11 protein-coding genes are annotated in these 16,452 nt (G+C 75.1%); 5 read left to right on the forward strand and 6 right to left on the reverse strand.

Annotated features, from left to right (window positions below):
* Positions 1-60 precede the first annotated feature (60 nt).
* Positions 61-1,380, forward strand: coding sequence for an aminotransferase-like domain-containing protein (locus IMZ35_RS11310; protein WP_199441040.1), 1,320 nt, complete (start codon positions 61-63; stop codon positions 1,378-1,380).
* Positions 1,381-1,390: 10 nt separating this feature from the next.
* On the opposite strand, the gene IMZ35_RS11315 is transcribed toward IMZ35_RS11310, so the two are convergent.
* On the reverse strand, positions 1,391-1,984 hold the full coding sequence (locus IMZ35_RS11315) for a TetR/AcrR family transcriptional regulator C-terminal domain-containing protein (RefSeq protein ID WP_307867937.1): 594 nt from the start codon (positions 1,982-1,984) through the stop codon (positions 1,391-1,393).
* Between the two features lie 146 nt (positions 1,985-2,130).
* Between IMZ35_RS11315 and mptB the strand changes: the two genes are divergently transcribed.
* Entirely contained in the window at positions 2,131-3,627 is a 1,497-nt protein-coding gene (gene mptB, locus IMZ35_RS11320) for a polyprenol phosphomannose-dependent alpha 1,6 mannosyltransferase MptB (protein ID WP_199440915.1), read from the forward strand.
* Between the two features lie 13 nt (positions 3,628-3,640).
* A complete protein-coding gene (locus tag IMZ35_RS11325; protein ID WP_199440916.1) occupies positions 3,641-5,050 on the forward strand; it encodes an FAD-dependent monooxygenase in 1,410 nt (469 codons plus the stop codon).
* A 75-nt stretch (positions 5,051-5,125) separates the two neighbouring features.
* Here IMZ35_RS11325 and IMZ35_RS11330 read toward each other — a convergent pair whose 3' ends face one another.
* Entirely contained in the window at positions 5,126-5,719 is a 594-nt protein-coding gene (locus IMZ35_RS11330) for a hypothetical protein (protein WP_199440917.1), read from the reverse strand.
* A 500-nt stretch (positions 5,720-6,219) separates the two neighbouring features.
* Here IMZ35_RS11330 and IMZ35_RS11335 point away from each other — a divergent pair, with 500 nt between their 5' ends.
* Complete coding sequence (locus tag IMZ35_RS11335) at positions 6,220-9,759, forward strand: SDR family NAD(P)-dependent oxidoreductase (RefSeq protein ID WP_199440918.1); 3,540 nt, start codon at positions 6,220-6,222, stop codon at positions 9,757-9,759.
* Positions 9,760-9,813: 54 nt separating this feature from the next.
* Entirely contained in the window at positions 9,814-11,184 is a 1,371-nt protein-coding gene (locus tag IMZ35_RS11340) for a resuscitation-promoting factor (protein WP_438816856.1), read from the forward strand.
* 103 nt (positions 11,185-11,287) lie between these two features.
* Here the strand turns inward: IMZ35_RS11340 and IMZ35_RS11345 are convergent, their stop codons facing one another.
* Genes IMZ35_RS11345 through IMZ35_RS11360 form a run of 4 tightly spaced genes read right to left on the reverse strand, consistent with a single transcriptional unit; the run spans position 11,288 to position 16,436 of the window.
* The gene (locus tag IMZ35_RS11345; protein WP_199440919.1) at positions 11,288-11,932 is read right to left on the reverse strand and encodes a response regulator; all 645 of its coding nucleotides are present in this window, start codon (positions 11,930-11,932) and stop codon (positions 11,288-11,290) included.
* A complete protein-coding gene (locus IMZ35_RS11350; protein WP_199440920.1) occupies positions 11,920-13,143 on the reverse strand; it encodes a sensor histidine kinase in 1,224 nt (407 codons plus the stop codon). Before IMZ35_RS11350 ends, IMZ35_RS11345 begins: the two co-directional genes overlap by 13 nt.
* A gap of 9 nt (positions 13,144-13,152) precedes the next feature.
* Positions 13,153-15,687 (reverse strand): ABC transporter permease, encoded by a 2,535-nt coding sequence (locus IMZ35_RS11355; protein WP_199441042.1) that lies wholly within the window; start codon positions 15,685-15,687, stop codon positions 13,153-13,155.
* Positions 15,687-16,436, reverse strand: coding sequence for an ABC transporter ATP-binding protein (locus tag IMZ35_RS11360; protein WP_199440921.1), 750 nt, complete (start codon positions 16,434-16,436; stop codon positions 15,687-15,689). Before IMZ35_RS11360 ends, IMZ35_RS11355 begins: the two co-directional genes overlap by 1 nt.
* Positions 16,437-16,452: the final 16 nt, after the last annotated feature.

A 16,452-nucleotide genomic window follows, 5' to 3' on the forward strand; every position in this document is an offset into this window, starting at 1 on the left:
GCCCGCACAATCAAGCGAGCAATGAAAACAATGCACTCGGTGCAATGCGGGGGAGTCGTGGTGGAGGACTACCGGGCGCTGGCCGACGAGCTGGCCGCCGACATCGCGGCCGGGCGGCTGACGCCGGGACAGCGGCTGATCCCGCAGCGCGCCTTCGCGCGTCAGCGCCGCATCGCCGCGTCCACGGCCGCGCGGGTCTACCGCGACCTGGTGCGCCGCGGCCTCGCGGTGGGGGAGGTCGGCCGCGGCACGTTCGTGCGCGTCCCGGCGGACGTCGCGCTCGCCGACCCCGGCGGCGCGCGGGTGGACCTGGAGCTGAACTTCCCCGTGCTGCCCGAGCAGCCCGCGCTCCTCGCGCGGAGCCTGACCCGGCTGCTGCGTCCCGACGTCATGGCCGAGTCCCTGCGCCCGGTCGGGGTGGACGGCACGCCGGCCGCGCGCGAGGCGGCCACCGCGCTGCTGGCCCGTCCCGGCTGGGCTCCCGACCCGCGGCACCTGCTGTTCGCGGGCAACGGACGGCAGGCCATCGCGGGCACGATCGCCGCGTTCGCGGGTCCGGGGGATCGGCTGGGCGTCGAGGAGCTGACCTACCCGGTGGTCAGGGGCATCGCCGCGCGGCTGGGTGTGACGCTCGTGCCGCTGGCGGTCGACGAGCACGGCCTCGTGCCGGACGCGGTGCGCGCCGCCGGGCGGCTGCGCGCGCTGTACGTGCAGCCCACCATGCACAACCCGCTGGGCACGACGGCCCCGCACGCGCGCCGGGCCGAACTCGCCGAGGTGGCCCGCGAGCTGGACCTGCCGATCGTCGAGGACGCGATCTACTCCTTCCTGCGCGAGGACCCGGCACCGCTGGCCGCGCACGCGCCGGAGCGCACGGTCGTCGTGGAGAGCCTGTCGAAGCGCCTCTCACCCGGTCTCACGCTGGGGTTCGCCGCCACGCCGCCCGCGTGGACGCAGCGGGTGGCCTCCGCGCTGCGCTCGGGCGGCTGGATCGCGTCGCACTTCGCCCTGGACGCCGCGACCTGCTGGATGGGCGACGGCACGGCCTCGGGCATCGCCGAGGCCAAGCGGCGCGACGCCGCGGCCCGGCAGCGGATGGTGCGGGACCGGCTGGCCGGGTTCGACCTGCGGGCCGATCCCGGCGCCTACCACGCGTGGTGGGAGCTGCCGGAGCCGTGGCGCGCGGAGACGTTCGTCGCCGCCGCCGCCCGGCGCGGCATCGCGGTCAGTCCCGCCGCCGCGTTCGCGGTCGGGGCGGGCCGCGCGCCCGACGCCGTGCGCCTGGCGCTGGCCGCGCCCCCGCTCGACGACCTGGCGGCGGCGCTGGACACCCTGGCGGCCCTGGCCCGCCGGACCCCGGAGGACGCGGGCGTCGACTGACGGGTGCTGGTCAGGGCCGGCGCAGGAGCTGGCCGAGGCCGAACTCGAAGCGGGCCTCGAAGTCCCGCGCGCCCAGGTGCGACAGGGTCCGCGTCAGCGCCGGGTGGCCGTGCGGGGTCACGGCGGCGGCCAGGGCCGTGGGCGTCACGTGCTCACCGGCCTGCTCCTCCTGGGTCAGGCCCAGCACGAAGTAGGTGATCGACCAGGCCGTCCACGCCGCCTCCCGCTCCGGCAGACCGCCGTCGAGCAGCGCGGCGACCAGCGCCTCCGCGTGGGCCAGCGTCGCCGGCTCGGTCACGAACGTGCCGGTCACGACGGCCGCGCCGTCGCGGTGGGCCAGCAGCGCGCCGCGGTGGCGCCGCGCCAGCGCGCGCACCCGCTCGTCCCACGGCTCGGGCAGCCCGTCGAGCGACGCGCCCGCGACGATCGCGTCCGCCATCAGCTCCAGCAGCCGGGTCTTGCTCTTCGCGTGCCACAGCACGGTGTTCATCCGCACGTCGAGCCGCTCGGCCACGGCCCGCAGCGACACCGCGTCCGCGCCGCGCTCGTCCAGCAGCTCCAGCGCGGCCCGCACGACCGCCTCCGGGGTGAGCTTCTTGGTCACCGACCAATCGTATCGGGTCCTCCTGTGGTCGTACGCGGCGTGCGACCCCGGTGCGATTCGGAATGATCTCCCACCCGGCAGCATCGGGGCACGCGGCGGTCCCGCCCGTCCCGCCGGTTCACCGCACCGCCCCGATCGGAGCACAGATGTCACCGTCCCTGGCGGAACGGCGCCCGCCCGCACCGTCCGGAGTGGACGCTTCCACGAGCGCTGCGGACCGGCTCCGCTGGACCGGGTTCGGCGGCGTCCTCCTGCTCGTCGCCGCCGCGTGGGCCGGTGCGGTGACGGCCCCGTCGTCCGCTCCGGCCACGGCGGCGCTCGCGGCCGGGATCGCCGGTGCCGCCGTGCTGGTGCTGTCGTGGGCGCTGCTCGGCCGGACGCCGCCGAGTCCGCAGCGGCTCAGGTGGACGCTGGCGCTCTGGTGCGCCCCGCTGCTGGTCGCGCCACCCCTGTTCAGCCGGGACGTGTTCAGCTACCTCGCGCAGGGGGAGATCGCCGCGCGCGGTCTCGACCCGCACGCCCTCGGTCCCGCGACGGCGCTCGGCGCGGCGTCGGAGATCGTCGGGCGGGTGGGCCCGCAGTGGCGCGACACGCCGTCGCCCTACGGTTCGCTGTTCGGCGCGGTGCAGCGGCTGATCGCGCAGGTGTCGGCGGGAGATCCGCTGGTCGGCGTCCTGCTGCACCGCCTGGTCGCGGTGCTGGGACTGGTCCTGGTCGTCTGGGCGGTGCCCCGCCTCGCCGTCCTCGCGGGAGGCGCGCCGCGCACCGCGCTGTGGCTCGGCGTGCTCAACCCGCTGGTGCTGTGGCACCTCGTGGCCGGCGTCCACAACGACTCGCTGATGCTGGGCCTGATGCTCACCGGCGCGGTCGTCGCGCTGGAGGCGCTGCGCGAGCGGATCGAGTGGGGGCCCCTCGCGCTCGGCGTCGTGCTCGTCGCCCTCGGCGCGGAGGTGAAGCTGCCCGCGCTGCTCGCGCTGGCCGTGGTCGGGACCGCGCTGGCACGCCGTCGCGGCGGCACGGTCGGCGACCTCGTGCTCGCGGGGGCCGGGACGCTGCTGGCCTTCGTGGCGGTGTGCGGCGCGGTCTCGCTGCTCACCGGGCTCGGATTCGGGTGGGTGCGGACGCTGGGCACGTCCGGGCAGGTCGACAGCTGGCTGGCGCCCACGAACTGGTTCGGCTTCCTGACCGGGGGAGTCGGTGCGGTGTTCGGCGCGCAGATCACCCCGGTGATGATCGGCGTCGGCAGGACGCTCGGCTGCGTGCTGGCGGTGGGCGGGATCGCGCTCGTGCTGCGCGCGCAGCTGCGCGGCCGGATCGGCGGGGTCGCGTCCCTCGGCGCGGTGCTGGGACTGTTCGTCGTCCTCGGGCCGGTGGTGCAGCCCTGGTACCTCCTGTGGGCCGTGGTCCCCCTCGCCGCCTGCCCGCTGCCGGGACGCGCCCGGACCGGCCTGGCCGCGCTCGTCGCGGTCTTCGCGCTGCTCGTCCCCCCGCTGGCCGGGGACTTCTCCGGCCGGGCCGGTCAGCTCGTCACCGGCTACGCCATCGGCGCGCTGCTGGCGGGGGCGGCGCTCCCGCTGCTGCGCGGCACCGGGTTGCTTCTTGGTCACCGACCAAGGTTTACTGGTCCCGTTGTTGGTCGGTGACCAAGGAGCAGTGATGACCGAGATCGAAGCGGGGCGACGGGTGATCGTCGCGGGGGCGGGCCCCACCGGCCTGTGGCTGGCCGCGGAACTCGCGCTGAACGACGTGCCCGTGCTCGTCCTGGAGGCCGCGCCGCGGCGGGGCACCCGCTCCAAGGCGCTCACGATCCACCCGCGCACCGTCGAGGTCCTCGCCTCGCGCGACGCGCACCGGCCGTTCCTCGACGAGGGGGTGCGCATCCCCACCGGGCACTTCGGCGCGCTGGAGAGCCGGCTGGACTTCTCCGTGCTGGACACGCCGTTCCCGTTCACCCTGGCGCTGCCGCAGGTCAGGACCGAGGAACTGCTGGAGGCCCGTGCCGTGGCGCTGGGGGCCGAGATCCGGCGCGGGGCACGGGTGAGCGGGTTCGCGCAGGACGGCGACGGCGTCGTGGTCCACGTCGACGGCTCCGCGGACGAGCGGGGCTCCCACCTCGTCGGCTGCGACGGGGCGGGCAGCGCCGTGCGCGCCGCCGCCGGGATCGACTTCCCCGGCACCGACGCCACCACGTGGGGCTTCCTGGGCGACGTGCGCCTCGACTCGCCGCCGCGGGAGCCGGTCGGGACGGTCACCGAGCGCGGCAACCTCCTGGTGGTGCCGCTGGGAGGAGGGCTGCACCGCCTGGTCGGCGTGACCCCCGAGCACGTCGGGACGGACCGGCCGGGGCGGTTGACGGAGGAGGAGTTCCGCCGGACCGTCGAGCGGATCGCCGGGCACGACGTCGGGATGGGCGCGCCCGTGTGGCTCTCGCGCTTCGGCGACGCCACCCGCCAGGCCGCCCGGTACCGGCTCGGCCGGGTGCTGCTCGCGGGCGACGCCGCCCACGTGCACTTCCCCGCCGGCGGGGTCGGGCTCAACCTGGGCGTGCAGGACGCCGCCAACCTCGGCTGGAAGCTCGCCGCCGTCGTGCGGGGCGAGGCGCCCGACGTCCTGCTCGACACCTACCACGACGAGCGCCACCCGGTCGGCGCGGCCGTGTTGCGCAGCAGCCTCGCCCAGACCGCGCTGATCACCTCCTTCTCCGCGCAGGGCCGTGCGCTGCGTGACGTGCTCTCCACCCTCGTGGTCACCCGCCCGGAGGTGTCGCGCGACCTGGCGGAGCAGCTCTCCGCGCTCGGCGTGGCCTACCGCGCCCCGGACGACGCGCACCCGCTGGTCGGCACCCGTGCACCCGATCTGCCGGTGGGCGGATCGGGATTGTTCGCACTGCTGCGACCCGGTCGGCACGTTCTTCTCGACTTCGCCGGGAACGCCGAATTGCCGGTACCGGCCAGAACGCTCGTGCACTCTGCACGTGCACCGCGGGATCGTCTCGAATGGGACGGCGTGGCCGCCGCGCTGATCCGTCCCGACGGCCACGTCGCCTCGATTTCCGCATCGCGGTAGAGCGGGACGCGTGTCATTCAACTCGTGGTCGGCAAATTGCATCGCGCAGTTCACGCGCGATTTCGAAGCGCTTCGTCAGCCCGCGCGGGCCGACGTCCACCCGAAGGCCGCGAGCACGCCGGGGCCGGGTTCGCGGTGCGCCACGATGGACTGCTCCAGGCGCTCGTCGGTGAGCACCCACGGCACGCCGTTCACCAGCAGCGAGGCCGTGAGCTCGGCGACGAGCCCGGTGCCGCCGCGCTCGTCGGTGACGTACCGGTAGTCCGGCGCGTCGGTCTGCCGCCGCATCCCGACCTTCTGCAGGGCGAGCCCGAGGGGAATGCCCAGGTCGAGGTCCTCGCGGACGCTGCGCGGCAACCTGCTGGTCACCACCAGCGCGTTCACCGAGGCCAGACGCACCGGGACGCCGGCCAGCTCCGCCCACAGCTCGCCCTGCCGGTAGGTGGTGCGCTCGCCCTCGTCGAGGTCGAGCACGTGGGCCTCCGCGGAGGTGGCGCACCGCCGGTCCTCGGAGAGCAGGCGGTGCGTGACGCCGCTGCGGTGGTTGTCCTGGATGCCCAGCCAGGTGCTGACCGACGAGGTCAGGCAGTTCTGGGCCCTGATCAGCGTGACGAGTCTCCTCATCCGGCGCAGGAGTTCCACGTCCGTGTTCGCGGCGATCGTCTGCATCGTCTCTCCCTGGGGCTGCTGACCGGGTTTCGGCGCTGGAGTCGTGATGGGGTTCGGACAACGACGAGGAACCGGGGTGGCGGTCCGCGCACTGCCCGGAAGAGGTAATCGCATCCCTTCCAACAATTGCCTCGTTGAACACAACACTTTCTCCGGTCACGAGTGTGCGCCACAGTCCTAACGTTTGGGTGTCACGTTCCCGCACTTCGCGCGGAACACACAGAAGGGCGCGGCCGTTTGTGTCTGCTCGTCGCGCGGTTCGGCCGATCGGCCGAGCGCCGTCACCGTCCGCGGCGTTCCCCGCGACGGTTCCGGTGTGCTGCGAACGCCGGGGACGTCGCGGCCGACCGGGGTGCGGCGCTCACCCGGCCGGGGTGACGGGGCCGAGTCCCCGCGGGGAGCGCCACCGGGGGCAGATCACGGGGGGCGTCAGCGCAGTCGGCTCCGCGAGACGACCCCGCCGTTCGACACGGTGTGGCCCTACCGGTACTTGTGTGGACATGCTTCACGCCCGCCTGATCCGTCCGCTCCCCGAGCTGCTCGCCGAGCACGTGCGCGATTCGCCGACCAGGGTCGCCTTCGACGACGGCACCCGCAGCGCGACGTACGCCGAGCTCGACGTGAGAACGGCGCGGATGGCCGGGCACCTCGCCCAGCTCGGGCTGGAGTCCGGGGACCGGGCGGCGATCCACCTGGACGACGGCGTGGCGGTCGTGGAGAGCCTGATCGCGATCACCAGGGCGGGCGGCGTCGGCGTGCCGCTCGACGCGCGCTGCACCGAGGCGGAACTGACGCACCTGCTCGGCGACAGCGCCCCGCGCGTGATCATCACCGACCCGCAGCGGCTGCCCGCCGTCCGTCGCGCCCTGCCCGCCGGGCAGCACGCCGAGTTCGTCGTCACCGGTCCCGAGCCCGCGCGGGACGCGCCCAGCGGAACCCTGGGCTACGACACGGCCACCGGCACACAGCCGCTGTGGCCGGCCGCCGACGCGCTCGACCTCGACGCCCCGGCGTGGATCCACTACCCGCCCAGCGGCACCGCTCCCACCCCGCGCGGGGTGGTGTCCAGCCAGCGGGCCGCCCTGTGGCCGTCCTCGGCGTGCCACGCCCCGCTCCTCGGTCTGACCTCCGACGACGTCGTGCTGTGGCCGCTGCCCACCACCGACGCGTTCGCGCACTCGCTGTGCGTCCTGGGGGTCCTCGCCGTCGGAGCCACCGCCCGGATCACCAGCCCCTCCCAGATCGACCGGAGCGTCGAGGTGCTGCGCGCCGGAGGGGTCACCGTCCTGGTCGGCGACGCGGCCACGTTCCGCCGGCTCGTGCGCTCGGTCCGCGACGCCCGGTTCACCCCGCGCGGACTGCGGATCTGCCTGTCCACGGGTGCGCCCAGCACCCCGCTGCTGCGCCGCTCCGTGCTCGACGCGCTCGGCGTCGACCTGCTCGACGGCCACCACGCGCCGGAGACCTGCGGCCTGATCTCGGTCACCAGGCCGGGCGACCCGCCCGTCGACGACTCCTCCGGCCTGCCGGTGCCCGGCCGGATGATCCGCCTGGTGGACCCGGCCACCGGACGCGACGTCAAGACCGGCGAGGAGGGCGAGCTGCTCGTCGGCGGCCCCGGTCGGATGCTGCGCTACCACAACGATCCCGAGGCGTCGGACACCGCGCTGCGCGAGGGCTGGTGCCGCACCGGCGACCTCGCCCGGCGCACCAGGAACGCCCACGTCCAGATCACCGGCCGGGTCGCCACCGCCCCGCCGCCTCCGCCCCGCGACGTGGTCACGGTGCCCGTGCGGGAGCCGCTGTTCCGGGTCGACTGGGTCGTCAAGCCCGACCCCGTCGGCTCGGTCGACGGCACGTGGGTGGTGCTGCGCCAGGACACCGACGTCGCCGAGGGGCAGGACGCGCCCGACGTCGTGGTCCTGCCGGTGAGCACCCGCGCCACCGACACCGACGTGGTGTCCACCGTGCACTCGCTGACCTCCCGCACGCTGGAGTCCCTGCGCACCTGGCAGGAGCGGCCGGGACTGGCGCGGGCCAGGCTCGTCGTCGTCACCCGCGACGCCACCGCCCCCGTGCCCGACCTCGCCGCGGCGGCGGTGTGGGGGCTGGTGCGCACCGCCCAGTCGGAGAACCCCGGCCGCATCACGCTCGTCGACCTCGACGGGCGTGCCGAGTCCCTGCGCCTGCTGCACGCCGCCGTCGCCGGTGGTGAGCCCCAGCTCGCGATCAGGGAGGGTGTCGTGTCGGTGCCGCGGCTCGCGAGGGCCTCGGAACCCGCGACCCCCGGCCCGACGCCCACCGCGCGCGGCACCGTCCTGATCACCGGCGGCACGGGAGGTCTCGGCGCCGTCGTCGCCAGGCACCTCGCCGACAAGCACGGTGTGCGCGACCTGCTGCTGGTGTCGCGGCGCGGCCCGGCCGCCCCCGGCGCGGCACGGCTGCGCGGCGAGCTCCAGGCGATGGGCGCGCGGGTGCGCATCGTCGCGGCCGACGTCACCGACCGGGCCGCCCTGGGCGCCGTCGTGCACGGCGTGCGGTCGACCCTCACCGGCGTCGTGCACGCCGCCGGGGTCCTGGACGACGGAGTCCTGTCCGCGCTGACGCCCGAGCGGATGGCCGCCGTGCTGCGGCCCAAGGTCGACGCGGCGTGGAGCCTGCACGAGCTGACCCGCGACCTCGACCTGTCGGTGTTCGTCCTGTTCTCCTCCGCCGCCGGACTGCTGGGCACCCCCGGCCAGGGCAACTACGCGGCGGCCACCTCGTTCCTCGACGCCCTCGCCGAGCACCGCAGGGCGCAGGGGCTGCCCGCGCAGTCGCTCGCCTGGGGCTCCTGGGCGCACGACCGCGGCATCGCCGCCCGCAACCGCCAGCGGCGCAACGGTTTCACCGGCATCTCGCCCGAGCGGGGCATGGTGCTGCTGGACGCGGCGCTGCGCTGCGGCGAACCGGTGCTCGCGCCGATCCTGCTCGACCCCGAGGCGGAGCGCCCGCCCGCGTCGGCCGTGCCCGCCGTGCTGCGGAGCATCGTCACCCCGGCCGCGCCGGGCACGGCGCTGCCCGAGTGGCTGCTCGACCACGTGGAGCCCCAGGCCGAGCGGGAGCCGGACACCGTCCTGCTGCCCAGGATCAGCGCCTCCACCAACACCCTCACCTCCCTCTACCGCGGGGTGTGCCGGGCGGGCCAGCCCGCCTCGGCGACGCAGATGCTCGTCACCGCGTCGTGGGCGCTGCCGTCGTTCGACGCGGCGGCCCGCGGCTCGCACGCCCTCCCGCCGGTCCGGCTGTCCCCGGCACCCGTGCGCGGCCCCGCGGTGATCTGCCTGCCCTCGTTCGTCCCGGCGGCGGGCGCGGGGGAGTACGTCCTCTTCGCCGACCACCTCGGCCCCGGCGTCGAGGTGCACGTCCTGCCGCACCCCGGCTTCGGCACCGGGCAGGCCGTGCCGGACGACTGGCGCACGCTGGCCCGGCTGCACGCCGAGACGGTCCTGCGGCACTTCGGCGACCGGCCGTTCGTCGTGCTGGGCCGGGCCAGCGGTGGCCGGGCGGCGCACGCCGTGGCCACCCACCTGGAAGACCTCGGCTCACCCGCCGCGGCGCTCGCGCTGATCGACACCTACCCCGACGACGACGCCCACGACTGGCTCCCGGCGCTGCTGGCCCGCACCGCGCTGCGCGAGGGCGACCGGCTCGACGCCGCCGCCGAGGAGGCCGCGCTGGGCGCGACCGGCGCCTACACCCGGATCTTCGGCGCGTGGACGCCGGAGGTCATCGGCACCCCCACGCTGCTGCTGCGCGCCCAGACGCCGGCGCCGGAGATGGTCGGCCCCCGGCACGGCCAGGACTGGCGGACCTCCTGGCCGGTGCCGCACCACGTGCTGGACGTGCCCGGAGACCACTTCACCGTCGTGGAGGAGCACGCCAGGAGCACCGCGACCGCCCTGCGGGGATGGCTGGAGTGGTTGGGGCTGCTGCGTTCCCCCGTGCGGAGCAACCTCCCCGCCGACGCCGGGGCCGCGCGCGGCCCGCTCGTGGGGTAGTGGGATGATCGCCGCTCGTTCACGCCGCTTCCGCCGACGGAAGGTTCCGACCCTGTGACCGGACCCGACAGGTTCTCCCAGGACACCGAGTGGTTCGGCCCGGTGGGCGGGACCGCCGTGGGGCTCGTCGACCGCCCGCACGACCCGCTGGACGCGCTGACCATCACGACCGCCGACGTGCTGGACGTGCTCGGTCCCGACGCGGACGACCTGCTCGCGTCGGTGGACGTCGACGTCGACGAGCTGATCCGGCTCATCAACGCCGAGACCGCGGTCATGCCGCCGATGATCGTGCCGGACTCGGCGGAGGGCGCGGAGCTGGTCGAGGCGCTGGGCAAGTGGAAGCGGCGCTTCCTCAAGAGCGCCGTCGCGGCCGTGCTGATCTCCATCACCGGCGGCGGCGCGTCGGCGCTGGCGATGGACAAGTCGATCACCGTGGACGTCGACGGCCACAGCACGACCGTGCGCACCTGGGAGTCCACCGTCGGCGAGGTGCTGGCCGACGAGGGCATCACCATCGGCGAGCACGACGCGCTGAGCCCGTCGCCGCAGGCGAAGGTCGGCGACGGCGGCAAGATCGTCCTCGACCGCGGTCGCCAGGTGCGGCTCAGCGTCGACGGCGAGGAGAAGCGGGGCTGGGTCCGCTCGGTCACCGTCGGCGAGGCGATGCGCCAGCTCGGCGTGGCCGCCGACGACGCGTGGACGTCGGTCGGCCGCGACGCCGAGGTGCCCCTGGAGGGCATGTCGGTCGAGGTCAAGACCGTCAAGACGATCACCCTGTTCGACGGCGCGCAGGAGGCCCGCCAGCTCCGCACGACGGCGGTGACCGTCGAGGAGCTGCTGAAGACCGAGAACCTCGCCGTCGGCGCGGAGGACCACGTCGAGCAGGCGCTCGACCTGCGGATCACCAACGGCGCCGAGGTGCGCATCAGCCGCACCGGCGTCGCGGTCCTCAACGTCTCGGAGTCGATCGCCCCGCCCGTCGAGGAGATCCCCGACAGCACCCTGATGAAGGGCTCCGAGGAGGTCGTCGACCCCGGTGAGGCCGGTGAGCGGGTCGTCACCTACCGGGTCACCCAGAAGAACGGCCAGGAGATCGGCCGCGAGCAGCTCGGCACGAAGGTCGTCAAGGAGCCGAGGGCCAAGAAGGTCAAGGTCGGCACGAAGGTCCCGCCCGACGGCGCGGTCTGGGACCGCCTCGCGCAGTGCGAGGCGACCGGCAACTGGGCCATCAACAACGGCAACGGCTACTACGGCGGCCTCCAGTTCGACGCCCAGACGTGGAACGCCTACGGCGGCTCCCAGTACGCGCCGCTGCCGCACCAGGCCACCCGCGAGCAGCAGATCGCCGTCGCGACGAAGGTCCGCGACGCGCGCGGCGGCTACGGCGCCTGGCCCCACTGCAGCGGCCAGCTCGGCCTCTAGCCGTTCACGGGACCCCGGTGACGGCGCGAGCTGGCCGAGCGGGCCACCGCCGAGGTGATGAGCCGCTGCGTCATCACCGTGACCACCGAGGACGGGAAGCTCGTCACCGGTTGAGGTAGGCCAGCACCGCCCGCACCCGCCGGTGGCTGTCGTCGGCGGGGGGCAGGTCGAGCTTCGCCAGGATGTTGCTGATGTGCTTCTCCACGGAAGCGGGCGCGAGCACGAGTTCGGCGCAGACGGCCGAGTTGGACAGGCCCTGCGCGACGAGCGAGAGCACCTCCCGCTCCCGCGCGGTGAGCGCCGCGATGCCGCGGTCGCCCGCGTTGCGCGCGACGAGCTGCCGCACGACCTCCGGATCCATCACCGTGCCGCCCGCCGCGACCCGCTCGATGGTGTCCAGGAAGTCGTCCAGCGCGGTCACCCGGTCCTTCAGCAGGTAGCCGACCGCGCCGTTGCCGCCGGCGATCAGATCGGCCGCGTACACCCGCTCGACGTACTGCGACAGGATCAGCACGGGCGTCCTCGGCTCGCGGGCGCGGATCGCCAGCGCGGCGCGCAGCCCCTCGTCGCGGAAGCCCGGCGGCAGCCGGACGTCCACGATGGACAGATCGGGGCGGTGCCGGGCCACCGCCTCCTCCAGCTCCGGCGCGGTGGCCACGGCGGCCACGACCGTGTGCCCGGTGTCGGTGAGCATCCGCACCAGCCCGTCGCGCAGCAGCAGCAGGTCCTCGGCGATCACGATGCGCACGGCAGCTCCACGTGGACGACGGTCGGGCCTCCGACCGGACTGGTGACCGACATCGTGCCGTCCAGCGCCTCGACCCTGCGGCGCAGGCCGTCCAGGCCGGACCCGGTGGCGTCCGCGCCGCCGCGGCCGTCGTCGCGGACCTCGACGGTCAGCGCGTCGGCCCTGCGGGTCAGGGTGATCGCGCACGCCTGCGCCCCGGAGTGCTTCACGACGTTCGCGAGCGATTCGGCGACGACGAAGTACGCCGCCGACTCCACGGCCGCCGCGAGTTCCCCCAGCGCGTCGCCGCGGATCTCGACGGGCAGCGGCGCGTCGCCCGCGAGCGCGGCGAGCGCGGCGGTCAGCCCCCGGTCGGTCAGGATCGGCGGGTGGATGCCGCGGACCAGCCTGCGCAGCTCGGCGAGCGCCTCGTCGAGCTGGCGGCGGGCGGTGAGGACCTGGTCGCGGGCGGGCTTCCCGGTGGTGCGCATCGCGCGGTCGGCCAGGGCGAGCGTCATGCCGGCGGCGACGATCCTGGCCTGAGCGCCGTCGTGCAGGTCGCGCTCGATCCGGCGCAGTTCGGCCGCCTGCACGTCCACCACGCGGCGACGGGTGGCCGCGAGCTGGCGGGCGCGTCGCGCGAGGCGCTGCCGGGGGCCGGGTTCGAGCAGTGCCACCGCCACCCGCGCCTGCACGCGAACCGAGACGGCGACGAGCCGCCACGCCACCGGGGCCAGCACCAGGCCGAGCGCGGTGAGGACGAACCGGCCGCCCGCGCTGGTGAACAGCCAGCGGACGACCGGCGGCAGGTTCGGGTTGGGCACCGCCCACAGCCACAGCGGCGCGACGATCGCGCCGAGGTCCACCAGACCGACGACCACCCCGGCCAGCCCGGCGAGCCCGAGGGGGAACAGCAGCAGCAGCCAGGCGAGGTCCCGCCAGGTGGCGGGTTCGCGGATCAGCTCGCTGCCGCGCCGCCACGGGTTCGCCGACGTCGCCGGCTCGTAGGGCGATTCGACCGGGCGGCCGAGCACCAGCGCCGCGCGCAGGCGTTCGAGCCCGGCGAGGTGGCGGGTCACCCACGTCACCACGAGGAACACCGGCGGGGCGAGCTGGGTGAACGACAGCACGGTGCTGGCCAGCGTGGTGACCAGGACCCACACGAAGGTGGCGGGGCCCAGCACCAGGCTGGCCAGCAGGTGGGCCAGATCGCGGGCCCCGCGGCGGATCACGTGATCAACCTAGTCCGTCGTCGCGGCGCCGGGGGCGGAATCGCGGCCCGTCGGGAGCGACCGGGTGCCGATCACGAGCCGGGCCGGCACCGCCCCGGCGACCACACCCAGCAGGGCCACGCCGCCGAGCATCGTCAGGTACCGCAGGGGTTCGGCGAACAGCCTCCACCGCCCGTCCTGCGCCACGCTGAACGTGCCGACCACCGCCCCGCTGATCACGCAGCCCAGCACGAGGGCGACGCCCACGACGACGAGCGTCTCTCGACCGAGCATCCGGTGCAGCTGCCCGGCCGTGGCACCGGCCAGACGCAGATCGGCGAACTCGCGGCGACGGGCGCCGGTGGCGACGGCGAACGTGTTGACCACGGCTATCGCGGTGAAACCGAGCGAGACGACCACCATCAGCTCCCACGCGGCCTGCTGGTTCTGCACGTCCGACGCACCACCCCGCGGGTCGGCGGCGTCGGTCGCGGCGAGCGTGGGCCACCGGCCGCCGACCGTCGAGGCCAGGTCCGCGGCGCCGCGCAGGTACAGGGCTCCGACGAGGCCGTGCGGGTCGTGCGTCGCCACCAGGTCGGCCGGCAGCACGAGATCGCCGAACCCGCGCCGGTTCAGGTAGGTCGCGACGACGGTCAGCTCGACCCGCGTGCCGTCGGCCAGCCAGAACACCGGTCGGTCGCCGACCCGCCAGCCCCGCGCCTCGGCGAGCGGACCGCTCACCGCGACCTCGCCGTCACGCAGGTCGGTCAGGTCCCCGGTGGTCACGCCCAGGTCCACGGCCCGCTCACCGGTGACCCGCAGGCCCTGGGCCGGGTGGTCCTCCGGCTTGCCGCCCTCGTCGACCACGACGCGGGTGCCGAGCGTCGCGGCCGACCCCGTCACCCCCGGCAGGGCCGCGACCTCGGCAGCCGTCGTCAGCGGCAGCCCTGGCGCGTTGGTCGCGGCGACCCGCACGGTCGCCGGTGCGGTGCGCGCGGCCTGCTGGTCGGCGGTCACCGCGGTCAGGACGTCGCCGTTGAGCAGCATCGTCGCGTTGATCGCGAACATCAGGGTCAGCGGGATCGCGACCCCCACGACCCGCCGCGACCCGGCGCGGGTCATCGCACCGGCCAGGCGGCCGAGCACCCCGGTGAGCCCGGCCAGCCGGGACAGCACGGCGATCAGCGGGTCGACCACGACCGGCCCGAGCGCGGCGGCGGCGCACAGCAGCAGCGAGCAGGAGACGAATCCCATGCCCATGCCGAACTGACCGCCGAGCGGCACCAGACCCAGCACCGCGACCGCCCCGCCGACCAGCACGGCTGCGGTCAGCACCCGCGGCACCACACCGGTCCGGCTCGCGGTGACGGTCTCCCGCAGCGCCTGCGTCGGCGCGATCCGCACCGCCCGCCGCGCCGCGAACCCGGTGGAGAGCACGGTCACCAGCAGTCCGAGCACCACGGAGACGAGCAGCACCACCGCGTTCAGCGACACGGTGAACTGCGCAGGCACCGCGCCGAGCGTCCGGAACCGGGTCGCCACCAGCTCCGCCACCACGACCCCGAGCGGCAGCGCGGGCACGGCCGCGGCGAGCGTCACGAACGCGATCTCCAGGCGCAGCAGGCGGTGCAGCTGACGCGGCGTCGCACCAGCCGTGCGCAGCAGTGCGAGTTCCCGCAGCCGCTGACGGACCGCGAGCGACACCGTGCCGGTGAGCACGAACACCGCCGCGAACCCGGTGATGCCGAGGACGAACCCGAAGACGGAGATGGCGCCGACGTGGTCCGGCACCGCGCCGGGCAGATCGGCGGTCACGCGGTCCGCCCCCGCGTGCACGGTCGCGGTGTCCCCGAGCCGCTCGCGCAGCGCGGCGAGCGTGGAATCACCGTCCACTCCGGACTCCAGGTGCACGCCGACCGCGGTCGGCCCCGGCAGCCCGGACAGCTCGGCGACCCGCGAGTCCGCGACGAACACCGCGGCCTGGCCCGGCACGCTCCCGCCCGCGATCCCGATGACGCGCAGGTCCCGCGCCCCGGTGCGGCTGGTCAGCCGCACCGTCTGGCCGACGTGTGCGCCGAAGCCCTGCTGGAGCACGACCTCGTCCGCTCCCGGCGCCGCCCCCTCCAGCAGCGAGTACGGGGTCAGCTCCGCGGAGGACCACCCGTGCGCCACGGTGGCCGCGTCCACCGCGCGCACCGGAACACCGCCGAGGTCGAGCGCCACCGGAAAGGCGTGGTCGGCCACCGCTGCGGCGACACCCGGCGTCTCCGCGACCGTGTCGACGACCGACTCCGGCAGCGGCTCCGCACCGGTCAGCCGCTCGCTCTTCGTCTTGACCTTGGCCTCGTCGCCCTTGTCGATCGACGTGCTGAGCACGATCGACCGGTCGCCCGCGACCACCGCGTCCGCGGCGGCGAACCTGTTCCCGCCCGGCCCGGCGGTCAGCACCGACCACAGCAGCAGACCGCTCCCGGCGATCAGCGCGATGGCGAGGAACGCCGTGAGGAACGTGCCCGCGAAGGATCCGAGGCGGCGTCGCACGCTCGCCACCGCCAGCCGCGCCATCACCGGGTCAGCTCCATCATCGACGCCGACACCCGCTCGGGGGACGGCGAGAACATCTCGTCCGCCATCCGCCCGTCGGCGAGGAACACGACCCGGTCCGCCCAGCCCGCGGCGACCGGGTCGTGGGTCACCATCACCACCGTCGCTCCGAGCTCGTCCACGAAGCGCCGCAGCAGCGCCAGCACCTCGCGGCCGGTGGACAGGTCCAGCGCCCCCGTCGGCTCGTCACCGAAGACGACCTCGGGACGCCCGGCCAGCGCGCGGGCCAGCGCGACCCGCTGCTGCTGCCCGCCGGACAGCTCACCCGGACGGGCCTTCTCCCGGCCCGCCAGTCCGACCAGGGCCAGCAGCTCCCGCGCCCACCCCCGGTCCGGCCGCGTGCCGGCGAGCTGCTGCGGCAGCAGCACGTTGTCCCACACCGACAGCGCGTCGACGAGGTTGAACGACTGGAACACGAAGCCCACGTGCGACCGGCGCACCGCGGTCAGCTTCGGCTCGCGCAGCGCGGCGATCTCCTGCCCGGCCAGCACGACGCGGCCCGAGGTGGGCCGGTCCAGTCCCGCCGCGCAGTGCAGCAGAGTCGACTTGCCCGACCCGGACGGCCCCATGACCGCGGTGAACGACCCCCGCTCGAACCCCACCGTCACACCGTCGAGCGCCCGCACCCCACCGGGGTGCACCTTCGTCACAGCGGTCAGCTCCACCACGTCGCGCGGTGGCACTTCCGTCGAACCCTGCACCAGAACCATGTGGAAGATACTGCTG

The organism is Umezawaea beigongshangensis, assembly GCF_016464305.1.
Taxonomy (GTDB): domain Bacteria; phylum Actinomycetota; class Actinomycetes; order Mycobacteriales; family Pseudonocardiaceae; genus Umezawaea_A; species Umezawaea_A beigongshangensis.

Bases quoted from the DNA above. Each gene is read 5' to 3' on its own strand.
- mptB (WP_199440915.1), top strand. From the start codon at position 2,131: ATGTCACCGTCCCTGGCGGAACGGCGCCCGCCCGCACCGTCCGGAGTG.
- IMZ35_RS11325 (WP_199440916.1), top strand. From the start codon at position 3,641: ATGACCGAGATCGAAGCGGGGCGACGGGTGATCGTCGCGGGGGCGGGC.
- IMZ35_RS11330 (WP_199440917.1), bottom strand. From the start codon at position 5,719: ATGCAGACGATCGCCGCGAACACGGACGTGGAACTCCTGCGCCGGATG.
- IMZ35_RS11335 (WP_199440918.1), top strand. From the start codon at position 6,220: ATGCTTCACGCCCGCCTGATCCGTCCGCTCCCCGAGCTGCTCGCCGAG.
- IMZ35_RS11355 (WP_199441042.1), bottom strand. From the start codon at position 15,687: ATGGCGCGGCTGGCGGTGGCGAGCGTGCGACGCCGCCTCGGATCCTTC.
- IMZ35_RS11360 (WP_199440921.1), bottom strand. From the start codon at position 16,436: ATGGTTCTGGTGCAGGGTTCGACGGAAGTGCCACCGCGCGACGTGGTG.